The sequence below is a fragment of the Nocardia asteroides genome (genome assembly GCA_019930625.1).
GTDB lineage: Bacteria > Actinomycetota > Actinomycetes > Mycobacteriales > Mycobacteriaceae > Nocardia > Nocardia sputi.
The window spans coordinates 4,426,033-4,442,267 of record CP082844.1 but is presented as its reverse complement, the minus strand read 5'-3'; the positions used below and the strand labels follow the sequence as shown (position 1 = coordinate 4,442,267).

The window sequence follows — 16,235 nt, the reverse complement described above, 5'->3', positions numbered from 1 at the left end:
CGGTCAGTAGTCGCGGCCGGTGAGACCGCGATAGATGAAGCGGGTCAGCCCGTCCACGGCCTGCTCGTCGGTCAGTTCGACATTGCCTTCCTCTACCGCGGCCAGCAGGCTCTGCGCGAGCAGGAACATCATCGCGAGGCTGGCATCGACCGTGCTCGGCAGCCGCAATCCCTGGTCGGCGAAACCCGCCACGTGATCGGCGATGTCCGCGCGCTGCTGCACGCCGAACTGCGCGACCATGCGCGCGAACTCGTCGTTGACCAGAGCCGCCTGGTTCACCGCGCGTAGCACGGACGCGTGCTCCCGCGCGAAAGTCCAATACCCGGCGACGTGGTAGCGGACCGCCTCCGGGTCGCCGAAGTCCGGGTTGTGGCCGGGCCCCTGCGCCCGCTCGTCCCCTGCCGCGGCCAGATCGCTCAGCAATGCCTGGAGCAATTCTTCCTTGCTCGCGAAGTGGTTGTAGAACGACCCGGCCGCCCGGCCCGCCGCCGCCGTGATATCGGTGATCTTGGTGTTCAGATAGCCGCGCTCGGCGAACAACCGCCGCGCCGCGGCCTTCAACGCTTGCTCGGTTTCGGCCGACTTCTCCTTGCGACTCAACGACACCAGCTCACCTCCTTGACATCGAAAGGTATCAAGAGCGATGCTGAATCAGCATTCAGTGAATCAAAATTCATATAGAGGAGTTACTCGTGTCACAGCTCGTTCTCGTCGCAGGCGCCGGACCCACCGGCCTCACCCTCGCCCTCGATCTCGCCCGACGGGACATTCCCGTTCGGATCATCGACAAGGCGGACACGTTCTTCGCGGGCTCCCGCGGCGACGGCATCCAGCCGCGCACCTTGGAAGTCTTCGACGACCTGGGAGTTCTGGACGCGGTGCACACTGCGGGGATGCCGGGGCCGGTGATGCGCGTGTACCTCGACGGCACGTTCGTCGCCGAGCGCAGGATGAGCGAGCCGGTCGAGCCCTCCCCCGCCGTCCCCTACCCCAACGGGTGGGTCCTCGGCCAGTCCCGCACCGAGGCCATCCTGCGCGAACGGCTCGCCGAATTCGGCGTACCCGTGGAGCTGGGAACAGCCCTGGTTACCTTCGGCCAGGACGACAGCGGCGTCACGGCGACGCTGGAGCGCGACGGCGCCCGCGAGACCGTCCGCGCCGCGTACCTGGTCGGCGCCGACGGCGGCAGGAGCACCGTGCGCAAGACGCTGGGCATCGCGTTCGAGGGCGAGACCGACGAGTCGATCCGGATGCTGCTCGGCGATGTGCGCGCCGACGCGCTCGACCACGACTTCGGCTACTGGTTCGCCGCCGCCGACCAGCCGATGCGGGGCATCGCGCTGTCTCCGCTGCCAGGCGGACGTCACTTCCAGTTCGCCGCGCCACTGAGCGCGGACGCGCCACCGAGTCTCGAACTGCTGCAGTCCTACGCCGATCGCTACTGCGGACGCCACGTCGTCACGCTCAGCGACCTGACCTGGGTGACGGTATGGCGGCCCAATGTCCGCTTGGCGCGCAGGTTCCGCGACGGCCGGGTCTTCCTCGCCGGGGACGCCGCGCACGCGCATCCGCCCACCGGCGGCCAGGGTATGAACACCGGCATCCAGGACGCCTACAACCTCGGATGGAAGCTGGCCGCCGCCCTCGCCGGTGACGACACGCTCCTGGACAGCTACGAGACCGAGCGCAGGACGGTCGCCGCCAGGGTGCTCGGCCTGAGTTCCGAACTGCTGGACAAACTCGTCGACGGCGACGAGGACGCGATGCGGCGCGGACCGGAGACTCAGCAGTTGGACATCAGCTACCGCGATCCGGCCGTGCGCGAGCCGCTGGCCGCGGGCGACCGGGCTCCGGACGCGCCGGTGAAAGACGAGGGAGGTCGGCACGTCCGGTTGTTCGACCTGTTTCGCGGCCCGCACGCGACGGTGCTGTCGTTCGGCGCGCCCGCGGAGGCGGACCCACACGCGTATGCGGTGGTACACCCCGGAACGCGGGTGTCAGGGCAGCACGTGGTGGATGTCGACGGACACGCCCACGCGGCCTATGCCGCGGTCGAGGGCACCCGGGTGCTCGTGCGGCCCGACGGCTACGTCGGTGCGATCAGTCGGCGCGATCAACTGAAGAAGCTGCCGACGGTGTCCCAGCCGAGCACCGAGTCCACCGCGAGACCGCAGAACACCACGGCCAGGTAATTGTTCGATTGCAGGAACAGTCGCAGGGGCTTCACCGATTCGCCGCGCCGCACGCCCGCGTACAGCTGGTGGGCCATGAGCAGGAACCACGCTCCGGCCACCAGCGCCACGGCCGCGTAGATGACGCCGGTCGCGGGCGCCAGGGCGAGGGTGGTGAGCACTGTCAGCCAGGTGTAGACGACGATCTGCTTGGTGACGGTCCGCTCGGTGGCGACCACCGGGAGCATCGGCACGCCCGCCGCGCGGTAGTCCTCCTTGTAGCGCATGGCCAGTGCCCAGGTGTGCGGCGGCGTCCAGAAGAAGATGACGCCGAACAGCGCGAGGGCGGGCCAGCCGATGCCGCCGGTCACGGCCGACCAGCCGACCAGCGCGGGCATGCAGCCCGCCGCGCCGCCCCACACCACGTTCTGTGACGTGCGGCGCTTGAGGCCCAAGGTGTAGACGAAGACGTAGAACAGGATCGTCGCGACGACGAGCAGGCCGCTGAGCAGGTTGGCCTGCCACCAGAGCCAGGCGAACGAGCCGACGCCAAGCACCACACCGAAGACGAAGGCGTTGCGGGTCGGCACCGCCTCGCGGGCCAGCGGGCGCTTGGCAGTGCGCTTCATGACTTTGTCGATATCGGCGTCCGCGACGCAGTTGAGCGTGTTCGCGCTGGCCGCGCCCATCCAACCGCCGAAAAGGGTCGCGAGGATCAGCCGGATGTCGACGACGCCGCGGTCGGCCAGCAGCATGGTCGGGATCGTCGCGACGAGCAGCAGCTCGATCACCCTGGGCTTGGTCAGCGCGATGTAGGCCAGTGTCCGTCGCATCAGCCGGGACGGTAGGCCGGGACCCGTGAACCGGTCGGCCAGCGCCGTCGCGGAGGAGCCGTGCGCACCATCGCCACCCGGCTGTTGCCCAATCCGCACTGTCTCTCCTCGCACGCTGTGCATCGCATCCGGCATCGACCAGCAGTGCGCTGGTTCCGGTGCTACGGATGTGTCCGTGCCGGACTGCCGTCCGCCCCGGCGCCCGATCCGACCGGTACGGCGCGACTACTACTACAGAGGATGGTAGACCCCCGCCGCCCCCGCCCCTCCCCTCGCCCCCGCGCAACGGGACCCGTATGTGACGCGCCCGACTGCCCGTCTCGCGTCGGGGACACGGCCTTCGCCAGGGACGTTCGACCCGCCGGTGCCACCCTTGTCGGGGGCCCTAGGGCGGTCCGCTTCGCGGTGACCGAGACTGCCGAACTCGCCCACGACACGCGGCGCATTCCGGAGCGCGAAATTTTTCTTTTCGGGCGCTCGGGAGACCGGCGAATACTCGGCGCACCGAACGGTCCTGCACCGGCAACTCTTCGCGACCATTTCGCAAGGGCTCCGAAGCAAACGCTTGACCAGCACCTTTGCCCATCGACCGCGACTCGTTCGAGCACGTGCGCGGCGCGCCTCGCGTTCGAGAGGAGCGAAGCGCGTGCGACCGAACCGCGAATCCGGCCCCGCTGGAACCTCGGCCGTGCAAGGCCGCGAACACGCCGCCGACCCTCGGGCCACCGACGGAACGCCACCTGCGAACACGCAGCGCAACCGGCCCCGCGAAACCAACACAGGGTTAATGGTGTGCCGGTCATCGGGCACATCTAGGGTAGTTGGGTATATCCGGTACGCACGCCGTAGCTGCCGCGCGATCATCGCCGTCAGAAACCCACCCGCCGTCGACGAACCAATGTCAGGAGAACCTCGGTCGTGTCGATCACAGACGACATCCGCGCCCTCACTCAGCCGAACCACCCGGACGACTGGACGGATCTGGACACCAAGGCCGTCGACACCATCCGGGTCCTGGCCGCCGAGGCGGTGCAGAACGCAGGCAACGGCCATCCCGGTACCGCGATGAGCCTGGCGCCGCTGGCATACACGCTCTACCAGCGCACCATGCGCATCGACCCCAGCGATCCGAGCTGGGTCGGCCGGGACCGGTTCGTGCTGTCGGCCGGGCACTCCAGCCTCACCCAGTACATCCAGCTGTACCTGGCGGGCTTCGGCCTGGAACTCGACGACCTGAAGAATCTGCGCAAGTGGGGCTCGCTCACCCCGGGCCACCCCGAGTTCCGGCACACCGACGGCGTCGAGATCACCACCGGCCCGCTCGGCCAGGGTCTGGCCGCGTCGGTCGGCATGGCGATGGCGGCGCGGCGCGAGCGCGGCCTGTTCGATCCCGACGCCGCACCCGGCACCAGCCCGTTCGACCACTTCATCTACGTCATCGCCTCCGACGGTGACCTGGAGGAGGGCGTCACCTCCGAGGCGTCCTCACTGGCGGGCACCCAGGAGCTGGGCAACCTCGTCGTGATCTACGACGACAACAAGATCTCCATCGAGGACGACACCACCATCGCCTTCACCGAGGACGTCGCCAAACGTTACGAGGCCTACGGCTGGCACGTGCAGATCGTGGAAGGCGGCGAGGACGTCGTCGCGATCGAAAACGCGCTGGCCGCCGCCAAGGCCGAGACCGGCAAGCCCTCGATCATCGTGCTGCGCACCATCATCGGCTACCCGGCCCCCAGCAAGATGAACACCGGTTCCGCCCACGGCGCGGCGCTGGGCGGCGACGAGGTGGCCGCCACCAAGAAGATCCTGGGCTTCGATCCGGACAAGAGCTTCGACGTGGATCCCGCCGTCATCGAGCACACCCGCAAGGCCGTCGAGCGCGGCAAGCAGGCCCATGCGCAATGGCAGCAGTCCTTCGACACGTGGGCCGAGGCCAACCCGGAGAACAAGGCCCTGTTCGACCGCCTCTTCGCGCGACGGCTGCCGGAGAACTGGACCGCGAATCTGCCCAGCTACGAACCCGATCCGAAGGGCATGGCCACCCGCAAGGCGTCCGGCAAGGTGCTCGCGGCGCTGGCGCCGGTGCTGCCCGAGCTGTGGGGCGGTTCGGCCGACCTGGCCGAATCCAACAACACCACCATGCCCGACCAGCCCAGCTTCGGGCCGGAGTCGATCTCCACCGGCATGTGGAAGGCCAACCCGTACGGCCGCACCCTGCACTTCGGCGTCCGCGAACACGCCATGGGCGCGATCCTCAACGGCATCGCGCTGCACGGTCCGACCCGTCCGTACGGCGGCACCTTCCTGGTGTTCAGCGACTACATGCGTCCCGCCGTCCGACTGGCCGCGCTGATGCGGGTGCCCGCGGTCTACGTGTGGACCCACGACTCCATCGGCCTCGGTGAGGACGGTCCGACGCACCAGCCGATCGAGCACCTCGCCGCGCTGCGCGCCATCCCCGGCCTGAACGTGGTCCGCCCGGGTGACGCCAACGAGACGACCTACGCCTGGCGCACCATTCTGGAGCGCGACAGCGCCGAGCACAGCTCGCACTTCTCGGTTTCCGAGCCGCCGCACCAGGACGGCCCGTCCGCGCTGGCGCTGACCCGCCAGGATCTGCCGATCGTGGAAGGCACCAGCTACGAGGGCGTGTCGAAGGGCGGCTACATCCTGGCCGAGGCGTCCACCGGCACCCCGCAGGTGATCCTGATCGCCACCGGGTCGGAGCTCCAGCTGGCGGTCGCCGCCCGCACTACGCTGGAAGAGCAGGGCATCGCCACCCGCGTGGTGTCGATGCCGTGTGTGGAGTGGTTCGACGCACAGGACAAGGCTTACCGGGACGAAGTGCTCCCGCCCGCGGTCGCCGCGCGCGTCGTCGTCGAAGCCGGTATCGCGATGCCGTGGCACCGGTTCGCCGGTGACGCGGGCGAGATCGTGTCGATCGAGCACTTCGGCGCCTCCGCCGACTACAAGACCCTGTTCCGCGAATTCGGCTTCACTCCGGAAGCCGTCGTTGCCGCCGCGCAGCGCACGCTCGAGAACGTGAAGGGATAAGCGCTCATGGCTCAGAACGAGAACCTCGCCGCCTTGTCGGCGGCGGGAGTGTCCGCCTGGCTCGACGATCTGTCCAGGGACCGGATCCGGTCCGGCAACCTGGCCGAGCTGATCGAGACCCGGTCCGTCGTCGGGGTCACCACCAACCCGACGATCTTCCAGGGTGCGCTCAGCCAGGGCCACGCCTACGACGGCCAGCTGAAAGAGCTTGCCGCGCAAGGCGCCGACGCCGACGCCGCGATCCGCACCATCACCACCGACGATGTCCGCGCGGCCTGCGACGTGTTCGCTCCGGTCTTCGAGGCCACCAACGGCGTGGACGGCCGGGTGTCCATCGAGGTCGACCCGCGCCTGGCGTTCGACACCGACCGGACCGTCGCGCAGGCGGTCGAACTGTGGAAGATCGTCGACCGGCCCAACCTGTTCATCAAGATCCCCGCCACCGAAGAGGGCCTGCCCGCCATCACCGCAGTGATCGCGGAGGGCATCAGCGTGAACGTCACGCTGATCTTCTCGGTGCAGCGCTACCGCGCGGTGATGGGCGCCTACCTCGAGGGCGTGAAGAAGGCCAAGGTCGCGGGCCACGACCCGGCCAAGATCCATTCCGTCGCTTCGTTCTTCGTCTCCCGCGTCGACACCGAGATCGACAAGCGGCTCGAGGCGCTCGGCACCGAGGAGGCGCTAGCGCTGCGCGGCAAGGCGGGCATCGCCAACGCCCACCTCGCCTACGCCGAGTACCAGGACGTGTTCGACGGCGGCAAGCACACCTCCACCTACCAGACCCTGGCCGCGTCCGGCGCGAATCGGCAGCGGCCGCTGTGGGCCTCGACCGGCGTGAAGAACCCGGACTACGCCGACACGATGTACGTCACCGAACTGGTCGCGCCGAACACGGTGAACACGCTGCCGGAGAAGACACTCGAGGCGGTCGCCGATCACGGCGTGATCCGTGGCGACGCCGTCAGCGGCAAGGCAGCCGAAGCCACGGAGGTCTTCGACCGGCTCGCCGCGGTCGGCATCGACCTCGACGACGTGTTCGCGGTGCTCGAGCGCGAGGGCGTGGACAAGTTCGAGAAGTCCTGGGAGGAGCTGCTTGCCGCCACGACCGACGAGCTGAAGTCGGCGTCGACCGGGAACGGCTGATCGATGGCCGGGGCAGCGCCCGCGGATCGGCCCGACACCGTCGAATGGCAGAATCCGCTGCGCGAGAAACGGGACAACCGGCTCCCCCGCATCGCCGGACCGTGCAGCATGGTCATCTTCGGCGTCACGGGTGACCTGTCCCGGAAGAAGCTGATGCCGGCCATCTACGACCTGGCGAACCGGGGGCTGCTGCCCCCGGCGTTCGGTTTGGTCGGCTTCGCGCGCCGCGACTACGCCGACGAGGACTTCGCCGCGGTCGTCCTGGAGGCGGTGAAAGCGCACGCGCGCACCCCGTTCCGCCAGGAGGTCTGGGATCAGCTCTCGGAGGGCATCCGGTTCGTCCAGGGCACCTTCGACGACCACGCGGCGTTCGACCGGCTCGCCGACACCCTGACCACCCTGGACAAGGAACGCGGCACCGGCGGCAATCACGCCTTCTATTTGTCGATCCCGCCGAACATGTTCCCGGTCGTGCTCGATCAGCTCTGCGCGCGCGGCTTGGCGCAGACGACCGGGCCGGACGGGGCCCGCAAACCCTGGCGCCGGGTGGTGATCGAGAAACCGTTCGGGCACGACCTGCACAGCGCGCAGGAGCTCAACGCACTGGTCAACGGGGTGTTCCCCGAGGAGCAGGTCTTCCGCATCGACCACTACCTCGGCAAGGAGACGGTGCAGAACCTGCTGGCGTTGCGTTTCGCCAACCAGCTCTACGAGCCGATCTGGAACGCCAACTTCGTCGACCACGTGCAGATCACGATGGCCGAGGACATCGGCCTGGGCGGTCGGGCGGGTTACTACGACGGCATCGGCGCCGCGCGGGACGTGATCCAGAACCACTTGCTGCAACTGCTGGCGCTCACCGCCATGGAGGAGCCGATCAGCTTCGAGCCCAAGCAGTTGCAGGCCGAGAAGATCAAGGTGCTCTCGGCGACCAAGCTCATCGCACCGCTGGACGAGACCACCGCGCGCGGACAGTACACCGAGGGCTGGCAGGGCAGCGAGCATGTGGCAGGCCTGCTGCAGGAGGAGGGTTTCGACCCGAACTCGAGAACCGAGACCTACGCCGCGATCAGCCTGGAGATCGACACCCGCCGCTGGGCGGGCGTGCCGTTCTTCCTGCGCACCGGAAAACGGCTCGGCCGCAGGGTGACCGAGATCGCGGTGGTCTTCAAACGAGCGCCGCACCTGCCGTTCGACCAGACCATGACCGAGGAACTGGGCCAGAACGCGCTGGTCATCCGCGTGCAGCCGGACGAGGGCATCACCACCCGGTTCGGCTCCAAGGTGCCGGGCTCCGGCATGGAAGTGCGCGACGTCAACATGGACTTCACCTACGGCGAGGCGTTCACCGAGTCCTCCCCCGAGGCTTACGAACGCCTGATCCTCGACGTGCTGCTCGGGGTGCCGTCGCTGTTCCCGGTGAACGCGGAGGTCGAATTGTCGTGGCGCATCCTGGATCCGGTGCTCGAACACTGGGCCGCCGACGGCAGGCCGGAACCGTACGAGGCGGGCACCTGGGGTCCGGCCTCGGCCGACGAGATGATCGCCCGCACCGGGCGGGAATGGCGGCGCCCGTGATCGTCGACATGCCCGAGACCAAGACCAGCGAGGTCACCAAGCGCCTCGTGCAGCTGCGCGAGAGCAACGGCGTGATCACCGTGGGTCGCGTTCTCACGCTGGTGGTGTGCACGCTGGACAGCTCCGAGGCCGAGCAGGCGATCGACGCGGCGAACGAAGCCAGCCGCGAGCACCCCTGTCGCGTGGTGGTGCTGGCGCGTGGCGACCGGGAGGCTGCCACTCGGCTGGACGCCCAGATCCGGGTGGGCGGCGACGCGGGGGCCGCCGAGGTGATCGTGCTGCGGCTGCAAGGCGAAGCTGGTCAGCCACGAGAGCAGCGTCGTCACCCCGTTCCTCTTGCCGGATACTCCGGTGGTGGCGTGGTGGCCGCGCGGAGCCCCGGAGTTCCCGTCCAAGGATTCGGTGGGGCGCTTGGCGGGCCGCCGCATCACCGATGCCACGTTCGCGCCCGATCCCCAGGCGGCGATCAAGAAGCGGCTGCATTCCTACGCCAGCGGTGACACCGATCTGGCCTGGAGCCGGATCACGTACTGGCGTGCGTTGCTCGCGGCGGCCATGGACGAGCCGCCCTTCGAGGCGGTGGATGCCGTCACGGTCTCCGGGCTGCGCGACGAGCCCGCCCTGGACATCCTGGCCGGCTGGCTGGCCGCCCGGCTCGACTGTCCCGTTCGCCGCCGCACCGGCCCGCTGCGGGTGGAACTGCACCGCCCCACCGTCTCCATCGCGATCGAACGACCGCAGACCGGCCGCACCGCCACGTTGACCCGCACCGGCGAGCCGGTGCAACGGATCGCGCTGGCGCGCAGGGAGACCCGCGACTGCCTCGCCGAAGACCTACGCAGGCTGGACGCCGACGAGATCTACGCGGAGGCGCTGGCCGGGATCGAGAAGGTGATCTATGAGTGAGCACACCGATTCGCCGTTCCCCAGCGACACCGTCGAGGTGCATCTGGACACCGAATCGCTGGTCGCCGCCGCGGCGGCCCGCTTCGTCTCGGTCGTCGTCGCGGCCCAGGCCGAGCGCGGTTCCGCGTCGGTGGTGCTGACCGGCGGCGGAACCGGCATCGCCCTGCTCGAGCAGGTACGCAAGTCGCCCGGCGACATCGACTGGTCCCGGCTCGACGTGTTCTGGGGCGACGAGCGTTTCGTGCCCGCGCACGACGCGGAGCGCAACCACCTGCAAGCAAGACAGGCGCTGCTCGACCACGTGCCGGTCGACCCGGCACGGGTGCATCCGGTGGCCGCCTCCGACGGCGAGTACCCCGACCCGGTGGAAGCCGCCGCCGAGTACTCCGCGACGGTGCACGCCTACCTCACCGACCACGGCGCCTTCGATCTGCACCTGCTCGGCATGGGCGGCGAGGGCCACGTCAACTCGCTGTTCCCGCACACCGACGCGGTGCGCGAAGAGCACGAGCTCGTCGTGGCCGTCACGAACTCGCCGAAGCCGCCGCCGGTGCGGGTGACCCTCACCCTGCCCGCCGTCCGCCGCACCCGGCACGTCGTGCTGGTGGTCGGCGGCGCGGCCAAAGCCGAGGCGGTCGCCGCGGCCATCGGCGGCGCGGACCCGGTGGACGTGCCCGCCGCCGGTGCGACGGGTATCGACTCCACCACCTGGCTGCTGGATCAGGAGGCCGCGTCCGCGGTGCGCTGAGCGTTCCGGTGACGCCGATCGGGATCGACTCGTCCGTGAGTCGGTCCCGATTCCTCGTAAATATGCTTGCTTCTCTCTGCCGTTACCGGAAAAACGCCGAGAGATAATGCCACCTGGTGGCGGAATCTACGAGATGATCGGTCGGTGACCGAGCAGGCAGTGGATCTGGACGAGCGGTTCCGCACCGCCGTCGCCGCACTCGTCCCGCGACCGGGCCATCCGGCGGATCAGCCGATCGCTCCCGGGTGCGCGGTCACCGGCACGGCGTGCCTGCGACTGTTCGAAGCACAGGCGACGAGCAGGCACCTCGATCTCGCGGCGCGCCGCCTCGGCAGCGCCCGGCGCGGTTACTACAGCATCGGATCGTCCGGTCACGAGGGCAATGCCGCGCTGGCGGCGGCCTCGCGGACCACCGATCCCGCTCTGCTGCACTACCGGTCGGGCGCGTTCTTCGTGCACCGCGCCCGGCGCGTTCCCGGGCTCGACCCGATCCGGGATGTCCTGCTCGGCGTGGTCGCCGCGGCGGCGGACCCGATCTCGGGTGGACGGCACAAGGTGCTCGGCAGCGCTGCCGCGAACATCATCCCGCAGACGTCGACCATCGCCTCCCATCTTCCGCGCGCGGTCGGGTTGGCGTTCGCGATCGATCGCGCGGCACGGCTCGGCGTCGCGAGCCCATGGCCCTGCGATGCCGTGGTGATATGCAGTTTCGGTGACGCGTCGGCCAACCATTCCACCGCGGCCGGGGCCATCAATGCCGCGATTCACACCGCCCACCAGGGGATCGCGGTGCCGGTCCTGTTCGTCTGCGAGGACAACGGCATCGGCATCAGTGTTCCCACGCCGCCGGACTGGATCGAGCGGGCCTACGGCCACCGGCCGGGCCTGGCGTACTTCGATGCGGACGGCTGCGCTGCCCTCGATGCGCTGACCACCGCGAATGCCGCCGTGCGGTGGGTAAGGGACAACCGCGCGCCCGCGTTCCTGCACCTGCGGACCGTGCGACTGCTCGCGCACGCGGGATCCGACGTCGAAACCGCCTACCGCCGCCCGGCCGATATCGCCGCCGACCTCGCCCGCGATCCGGTCCTGGCGACCGCACGGTTGCTGGTCGAGTCCGGTGTCGCCACACCCGCCGACGTGCTCCATCTTTACACCGAGTCGGGCCGCCGCGTCGCCACGACAGCCGAACTCGTCGCCGCGGAACCGAAACTCGCTTCCGCGGCGGCGGTGATCGCACCGATCGCTGCATCCCGTCCCGCCCTCGTGCGCGCCGACGCGCTCAGAACCGGCCCGCTTCCGATCGACGAGACCAAACGCGCGGACACGGGTCATCCGGGCCCGGCGGCCATTCGTCCTGTGAGCGCGAACGGCGCTGTCACACAAGGCGATCCGATGACCTTCGCCCAAGCGGTCAACGACACCCTCGCCGGTCTGCTCGCGCGTGATCGCGACGTGCTCGTCTTCGGGGAGGACGTCGGCCGCAAAGGGGGTGTGTACGGCGTGACGAAGGGGTTGCAGAAGACCTTCGGCGCGCGCCGCGTGTTCGACACCCTGCTGGACGAGCAGAGCGTCCTCGGCACCGCGCTGGGCGCGGCGCTGGCCGGATTCGTGCCGATCCCGGAGATCCAGTACCTCGCCTATCTGCACAACGCGGCGGATCAGATCCGCGGCGAAGCGGCCACGCTGTCGTTCTTCTCCGACGGCCGCTATCGGAACCCGATGGTGGTGCGGATCGCCGGATACGCCTACCAGAAGGGCTTCGGCGGTCATTTCCACAACGACAACTCGGTGGCCGCGCTGCGCGACATCCCCGGTATCGTGCTCGCCTCACCCGCTCGCGCCGACGACGCCGCGGCGATGCTGCGCACCTGTGTGTCGGCTGCCCGAGTGGATGGCAGGGTGTGTCTGTTCCTCGAGCCCATCGCGCTCTATCACACCCGCGACCTGCACCATCCAGGAGACGACGGCTGGCTGGCGCACCCGTCGACGTCCGATCACGTCGAAATCGGCCGCGCGCGCGTCTACGGCGACGGGACCGACCTGACCCTGGTCACCTTCGCCAACGGTGTGCCGATGAGCCTGCGCGCGGCGCGCCGCCTGGCCCGGCACGGCGTCCACGCGCGTGTGCTCGATCTGCGCTGGCTGACTCCGCTACCGGTGAGTGATCTGCTGCGGCACGCGCGCGCGACCGGCCGGGTCCTCGTCGTGGACGAGACCCGTCGCAGTGGTGGCGTGTCGGAGGCTGTGTGCGCGGCCGTGATCGACGCCGGTTTCACCGGGCTTCTCGCGCGCGTCACCAGCGAGGACAGTTTCGTGCCGCTGGGTCCGGCCGCCGCGACGGTGCTGCTCGACGAGGACCGGATCGAGGCCGCGGCCCTGCGGCTGCTGAGCGGAGCGACCGTCGCGCAACCGCGCCGCGCCGAGGCCCGGCCTTCGCGGGAATTCGATTCGGCCGGGGAATAGTGGACATACAGTCAGGGTGACGGTGACCAGCAGCGGAAAGGACATGGCGATGACCACGATGTCCATGCTCGGCGAGGTGCGACCGGAGCACGAGCACACGGCCGACGGGGACCTGGTGCTCTTGCATTACCTGCGTTCCTTCCACAAGCCTGTGCTCGACGTTTGGTCGGCGGCCACCGAGCGCGGCCAGCTCGCGCGCTGGCTCGGCGCCGTCTCCGGCGGCAACGGGAACCTCACCATCGACTTGTTCGACGGTCCTGTTCCCGGCCCGGTCGCGGTGCGGGTCGACCACTGTCAAGCGCCGCACGAACTGGTCGTGCACATCGACGGCTGTCTGCTCGAAGTCCGGATGAGCCAGGTCGGCGTGGTCACCACCGTCGAACTGACCCGCCGCCACGTCTGCCCCGCCGATGCCGGGGCGATCGGCCCCCGCTGGCAGTACCTGCTCGACCGTCTCACCGCCTATCTCGACTTCGAGCCGCTGCCGCGGTGGTCGGACTACCCGAAGCTGGCCGAGGAATACCGCTAGGCCTCGCGCCTTCCGCGGGACTGCACCCGATCGCGAGCCGAGCGGCCTCCCGGAGTGCGCTCGACGCCGCTGGACGAACTCGATCCGCCAGGCAGTTCCCCCGGCATGCGCACCGCATGAGTTGAAGCCATGGCGGCATGCGCTGACCCGGCGGCTCAGTAGAAGAACCCGGCGATCCCCCAGCCGGGGCGCGCCTGCGCCTCCCGGATCCACTCGATGCAGGACTCGATGGCGGCGAGGACCTCGTGATCAACCTCTTCGCGTTGCGGTGGCGTGGTCGATTCCCACTGCACGAGCGCCTCCGCGCACTGCTCGGGCGTCCATTCGCCGTAGCCGGGCAGTTCGTCCGGTTGCGGCAGCGAAGGCGGCAGCGAGTGGTACATGAACGCGCGGACGCTGACCGCTTTGATGCCGAGCGTGGCGAGCCCGTCGTCGATGTGGTCGAGCCAGCGACCACGGAACGCCGAGAAATAGCGGTTGTCGGCGAAGCGGCCGTAGAACTGGCAGATCGTCTGGTAGGCGTAGCCGTACTGGAAACCGTAGGCCGGGTCGAACGGGCCGCCGTCGATGACGGCGCGCACGGCCTCGTAGCGGGTGGGCGCGCCGCCGGCGATCTCGTCGGCGAACCAGTCGTCGTCGTGGGTCAGCTGGGCTTTGAACCGGCCGCCGATCATGCGCCGGAGCTTCTCGTCCCCGGACCCGATGGCGCCCTTGACCCTGTCCAGTTCGACGACGTAGATGCTCAGGCTATAACTCATTCACCGAACATTAGCGGTGCCCACCGACAACGAACGCCACTGGGACCGAAGGCGATTCGCTTCAGGCCGGGAGCTCGGCGGGATGCGCGGCAAGGTGGCCGAGATGAGCGGTGAGCAACGCGTTCACCTGCTCGGTTCGCTCCAGCTGGACGAGGTGGCCCGCTCCGGCGATCTCGGTCACCGCGCGCAGATCGACGACGTGCTCGCGCAGGGTGGCCAGCGGGTCACGTCCGCTGAAGCCTTCCATGTCCGGGTCGCGGTCGCCGTACAGGAAATACGCGGGCACAGTGACTTTCGCGTCCGCGTACTCGGCGGTGAGCTCCCAGTTGCGGTCCAGGCTGCGATACCAGTTCAATCCGCCGGTGAACCCGGTGCGCTCGAAATCCGCTGCCAGTACGTCCAACTCGTTCGTGCCGAGCCACTGCCAGGGCAGTGCGGGCGCCTCCGGCAGCACGTCGAGGTAGCCGGTGCCCTCGGCCGGGAAACGCCAGGTGTCCAGGTAGTGATAGTCGGCGCTGAGCGCGTAGTACACGCGGGCCAGGAAATCCCGGGGCCGCGCGCCGAGTTCCGCGTCGGCTACGCCCGGAGTTTGGAAGTAGTGCAGGTGCAAGAAGTGCCGCGCCGCGGCCTTCGCCCACAGCTGTGACGGAGCACGCGGCGGACGTGGCGCGAACGGATTGTTCAGGACGATGACGCCGCGCACCCGCTCCGGCGCGCGCAACGCCAGTTCCCACACCAGCGCCGCGCCGAAATCCAGGCCGACGAACACCGCCCGTTCGGCGCCGATGTCATCGAGCAGCGCGAGCAGGTCGCCGCACACCGCGCGATTGGTGTAGGCCTCGAGGTCGGCAGGGACGTCGGTCCGCCCGTAGCCGCGCAGGTCCGGCGCCAGGGCGCGGTAGCCGGCCGCGGCGATCGCGGGAAGCTGCCGGTGCCAGATGTACCAGGTGTGCGGAAACCCGTGACAGAAGACCACCGGCTGCCCCTCGCCCTGCTCGGCGACGTGCATACGGATACCGTCGGTCGTCACGAACCGATGAGTCAGCTCCACTCGGACCTCCAAAACCTAGAACACGTTATCGCTTCACGGTAATGTTCCGATTCCGTGAACGGAATACCGGAAAGGCTCGAAGGCAAGGTCGCGGTGGTCACCGGCGCCAGCCGCGGCATCGGCAAGGGGATCGCGCTGGAGCTGGGTGCGGCGGGCGCCACGGTGCTCGTCACCGGACGCTCGGCGACACAGGGACGGCTACCCGGCACCGTACACGCCACTGCCTCGGAAATCGATGCCGCGGGCGGAGTCGGCATCCCGTTCGTGTGCGATCACCGCGACGACGACGCGGTGCAGCGGCTGTTCGAGCTGATCCGTGACGAGCACGGTAGGTTGGACGTCCTGGTGAACAACGTCTACAACTCGCCCGCCGCCGCCCGCTGGCTGGGCAAGCCGTTCTGGGAGGTGCCGCCGGCGGCATGGGATGAGTCGTTCGACGTGGGGGTCCGATCGCATTACGTGGCGAGCGTTTTCGCGGCGCCGCTGTTGATCGAGTCGGGCGGGTTGATCGTCAACATCTCCTCGCCAGGGGCACGCCGATACATGCACAACGCGGTGTACGGCGTCGCGAAATCCGCTCTGGACCGGCTCACCGCCGACATGGCGCACAACCTCGCGGGCACCGAAGTGACCGTGGTCTCGCTCTGGCCCGGCATCGTCGACACCGAACTGCTGCAATTGGTTCCGGCCGACGCCACCGGCAGGCGTCTGGTCACGTTGCCCGGTGAGGGCACCTTCGACCTCGGTGACGCGCAGACGCCGCGCTTCACCGGCCGCGCCGTCGTCGCGCTCGCCACCGACGCGGGCCGTCGCTCCCGCACGGGATTGCCCTGGCCGGTAGCGGATCTCGCCGAGTATTACGGGTTCACCGACGTCGGCGGTCGCGTTCCGCGCGTCGACTGATTCCGGTGGAGGCGCGCTCGGGTTCCGAGGCGCGCCTCGATGTGCGGCCACCGCTTGCGCCACCCGGTACGGCGCGAGCGGTACGCGCG

The 16,235-nt window shown here is 69.1% G+C and carries 12 protein-coding genes and 1 pseudogene; 9 read left to right on the top strand and 4 right to left on the bottom strand.

What is annotated here, in order from left to right:
* Positions 1–3 precede the first annotated feature (3 nt).
* Positions 4–606 (bottom strand): TetR/AcrR family transcriptional regulator, encoded by a 603-nt coding sequence (locus K8O92_20555; GenBank protein UAK30319.1) that lies wholly within the window; start codon positions 604–606, stop codon positions 4–6.
* A gap of 86 nt (positions 607–692) precedes the next feature.
* Here K8O92_20555 and K8O92_20550 point away from each other — a divergent pair, with 86 nt between their 5' ends.
* Positions 693–2,192 (top strand): FAD-dependent monooxygenase, encoded by a 1,500-nt coding sequence (locus K8O92_20550; protein ID UAK30318.1) that lies wholly within the window; start codon positions 693–695, stop codon positions 2,190–2,192.
* Here the strand turns inward: K8O92_20550 and K8O92_20545 are convergent.
* Positions 2,114–3,127, bottom strand: coding sequence for a heme o synthase (locus tag K8O92_20545; protein UAK35841.1), 1,014 nt, complete (start codon positions 3,125–3,127; stop codon positions 2,114–2,116). The two genes, K8O92_20550 and K8O92_20545, sit on opposite strands and share 79 nt — an antisense overlap.
* A gap of 795 nt (positions 3,128–3,922) precedes the next feature.
* On the opposite strand from K8O92_20545, the gene tkt reads away from it, so the two are divergent.
* The 7 genes and pseudogenes from tkt (at position 3,923) to K8O92_20510 (ending at position 13,434) form a co-directional block, all read left to right on the top strand.
* Positions 3,923–6,064: a transketolase gene (gene tkt, locus K8O92_20540; protein UAK30317.1), complete on the top strand. Its 2,142-nt coding sequence runs from the start codon at positions 3,923–3,925 to the stop codon at positions 6,062–6,064.
* Positions 6,065–6,070: 6 nt separating this feature from the next.
* Positions 6,071–7,207, top strand: coding sequence for a transaldolase (gene tal, locus K8O92_20535; GenBank protein UAK30316.1), 1,137 nt, complete (start codon positions 6,071–6,073; stop codon positions 7,205–7,207).
* Positions 7,208–7,210: 3 nt separating this feature from the next.
* A complete protein-coding gene (zwf, locus tag K8O92_20530; GenBank protein ID UAK30315.1) occupies positions 7,211–8,785 on the top strand; it encodes a glucose-6-phosphate dehydrogenase in 1,575 nt (524 codons plus the stop codon).
* Positions 8,782–9,691 (top strand): annotated as a pseudogene (gene opcA / locus K8O92_20525) (glucose-6-phosphate dehydrogenase assembly protein OpcA). Before zwf ends, opcA begins: the two are co-directional and overlap by 4 nt.
* Positions 9,684–10,439 carry a 6-phosphogluconolactonase gene (gene pgl, locus K8O92_20520; GenBank protein UAK30314.1) on the top strand — a complete coding sequence of 252 codons (756 nt, stop codon included), beginning with the start codon at positions 9,684–9,686 and terminating at the stop codon, positions 10,437–10,439. The pseudogene opcA and the gene pgl overlap by 8 nt, the downstream one beginning before the upstream one ends.
* Before the next feature lie 144 nt (positions 10,440–10,583).
* The gene (locus tag K8O92_20515; GenBank protein UAK30313.1) at positions 10,584–12,905 is read left to right on the top strand and encodes an MFS transporter; all 2,322 of its coding nucleotides are present in this window, start codon (positions 10,584–10,586) and stop codon (positions 12,903–12,905) included.
* A gap of 49 nt (positions 12,906–12,954) precedes the next feature.
* A complete protein-coding gene (locus K8O92_20510; GenBank protein UAK35840.1) occupies positions 12,955–13,434 on the top strand; it encodes a hypothetical protein in 480 nt (159 codons plus the stop codon).
* A gap of 155 nt (positions 13,435–13,589) precedes the next feature.
* Here K8O92_20510 and K8O92_20505 read toward each other — a convergent pair whose 3' ends face one another.
* Complete coding sequence (locus tag K8O92_20505) at positions 13,590–14,192, bottom strand: hypothetical protein (GenBank protein ID UAK30312.1); 603 nt, start codon at positions 14,190–14,192, stop codon at positions 13,590–13,592.
* 61 nt (positions 14,193–14,253) lie between these two features.
* Positions 14,254–15,201 carry an alpha/beta hydrolase gene (locus tag K8O92_20500; GenBank protein UAK35839.1) on the bottom strand — a complete coding sequence of 316 codons (948 nt, stop codon included), beginning with the start codon at positions 15,199–15,201 and terminating at the stop codon, positions 14,254–14,256.
* Between the two features lie 96 nt (positions 15,202–15,297).
* Here K8O92_20500 and K8O92_20495 point away from each other — a divergent pair, with 96 nt between their 5' ends.
* A complete protein-coding gene (locus K8O92_20495; GenBank protein UAK30311.1) occupies positions 15,298–16,146 on the top strand; it encodes an SDR family NAD(P)-dependent oxidoreductase in 849 nt (282 codons plus the stop codon).
* The last annotated feature ends 89 nt before the right edge of the window (positions 16,147–16,235 follow it).

What these genes read in the sequence shown, in the direction of transcription:
- K8O92_20545 (UAK35841.1), bottom strand. Translation starts at nt 3,127, where the DNA reads ATGCACAGCGTGCGAGGAGAGACAGTGCGGATTGGGCAACAGCCGGGT.
- tal (UAK30316.1), top strand. Translation starts at nt 6,071, where the DNA reads ATGGCTCAGAACGAGAACCTCGCCGCCTTGTCGGCGGCGGGAGTGTCC.
- zwf (UAK30315.1), top strand. Translation starts at nt 7,211, where the DNA reads ATGGCCGGGGCAGCGCCCGCGGATCGGCCCGACACCGTCGAATGGCAG.
- pgl (UAK30314.1), top strand. Translation starts at nt 9,684, where the DNA reads ATGAGTGAGCACACCGATTCGCCGTTCCCCAGCGACACCGTCGAGGTG.
- K8O92_20510 (UAK35840.1), top strand. Translation starts at nt 12,955, where the DNA reads ATGACCACGATGTCCATGCTCGGCGAGGTGCGACCGGAGCACGAGCAC.
- K8O92_20505 (UAK30312.1), bottom strand. Translation starts at nt 14,192, where the DNA reads ATGAGTTATAGCCTGAGCATCTACGTCGTCGAACTGGACAGGGTCAAG.
- K8O92_20500 (UAK35839.1), bottom strand. Translation starts at nt 15,201, where the DNA reads ATGCACGTCGCCGAGCAGGGCGAGGGGCAGCCGGTGGTCTTCTGTCAC.